2 protein-coding genes are annotated in these 1,421 nt (G+C 65.9%); one reads left to right on the top strand and one right to left on the bottom strand.

Annotation, left to right across the window (positions count from 1 at the left end; genetic code table 11):
• Positions 1–113 precede the first annotated feature (113 nt).
• The gene (locus ACIRF9_RS52675; protein ID WP_403837821.1) at positions 114–515 is read left to right on the top strand and encodes a hypothetical protein; all 402 of its coding nucleotides are present in this window, start codon (positions 114–116) and stop codon (positions 513–515) included.
• 19 nt (positions 516–534) lie between these two features.
• Here the strand turns inward: ACIRF9_RS52675 and ACIRF9_RS52680 are convergent.
• A protein-coding gene (locus ACIRF9_RS52680) for an IS5 family transposase (RefSeq protein WP_403837823.1) occupies positions 535–1,343 on the bottom strand; the annotation gives its coding sequence in 2 pieces (ribosomal slippage) (positions 535–1,023 and positions 1,026–1,343; 807 coding nt in all).
• Between the last annotated feature and the right edge of the window lie 78 nt (positions 1,344–1,421).

Consider the following 1,421-nt stretch of genomic DNA (forward strand, 5'->3'; position numbering starts at 1 on the left):
CTTAGAGCTCGTAACACGATCATGCGGCCCGGTCCCAGTAGTCCTGTCGTGGTGGAGCGTGGGAGCGTGGCCCTGGATCGCGGGCGACGGCTTGTGTGGGGAAGGGGGTCTGGATGAGCGTGGTGTGGGCGGCGACGTCGCCGGAATCGGGACTGTTCCAGCCGGTTGAGAGACGTTCAGAGGTGAAGGATCTGGCGGACCGCTTCAACGACCTGCGTTCCTGTGGTCAGGGGTACGTCGAGGTTCGGTCGCCGGACAGAGAGTTCCCGGTTCTGGCTCTGGCTTTCCGGGATGATCAAGCGGTGGTCCACTTGATGAGTGACACCGAGCGGATGTCTCTGCTCGTAGGAGACGGCACCGTGCCCTCGGGTACCGAGGTCGAAGTCCCGATCATGGACGACCTCGCCGTGTTCACGGGCGACTTTGTCCTGGATATCGATCGGGCGTGGGACCTGGTGCACGACTTCACGCAGACGCGGGCGGCCGGCCCTCTGGGTGAGTGGTGTGAGTTGTAGCCAACAGCTCGTGCCACGATCACGACCGGTGCTTCTTCAGTCGCCTCCAGCAGATGAGGCCGCAGGCCAATGAGACGAAGGCGTCGTGGAGTTCTGTTCGGCGTTCCCAGCGGACGGCAAGGCGTTTGAACTGGTGGAGCAGGGCGAAGGTCTGCTCGACGACGTAGCGGAGCTTGCCCAGGCCCTTGATGTTCGGGGCGCCCTTGCGGGAGATCACCGGCAGGATCCGGCGCTTGCGCAGCTCCTCGCGGTTGGGGTTGGAGTCGTAACCCTTGTCCCCGAGCAGCGCATCGGGGCGGCGGCGTGGCCGGCCGGGACGCCCGGCCACCGGCGGGATGCCGTCGACCAGGGCGAGAGTCTGGGTGACGTCGTTGACGTTCGCCGCGGTGGTGATGACCTTGAGCGGGGTGCCGCGTCCGTCGCAGATCAAGTGGTGCTTGCTGCCCGTCTTCCGGCGGTCGACCGGTGACGGACCGGTGTCGGCTCCCCCTTTTTCGCACGGATGTGGGAGCCGTCCACACACGCCCTCGACCAGTCGAGTGCGCCGGCCACATTCAGCTCGGCAAGCAGAATGCGGTGCAGCCGGTCGAAGACCCCAGCCTGCTGCCACCGCTCCAGACGCCGCCAGCAGGTCTGTCCGGAGCCGAACCCCAACTCCAGGGGCAGCAGTTGCCAGGCTATGTCGTTGTGGAGCACGTACAGGACGCCTTGCAGACACAGCCGGTCCGCCACCGGCCGCGGCCCCGGCGATCGCTCCGGCCAGGGCGGCAGCAGCGGCTCGATCAGCGTCCACAAGTCGTCATGCACGATCCACGGCCGAGTACTCACACCCTCCCGAACGGCCGAATCGTCACATCGGTCACGCCCGGCCAGGACACCTCAACAAGATCGTGTTACAAGCTCTTA

This window comes from Streptomyces sp. NPDC096132 (assembly GCF_044763345.1).
GTDB lineage: Bacteria > Actinomycetota > Actinomycetes > Streptomycetales > Streptomycetaceae > Streptomyces.

What these genes read in the sequence shown, in the direction of transcription:
- ACIRF9_RS52675 (WP_403837821.1), top strand. Translation starts at nt 114, where the DNA reads ATGAGCGTGGTGTGGGCGGCGACGTCGCCGGAATCGGGACTGTTCCAG.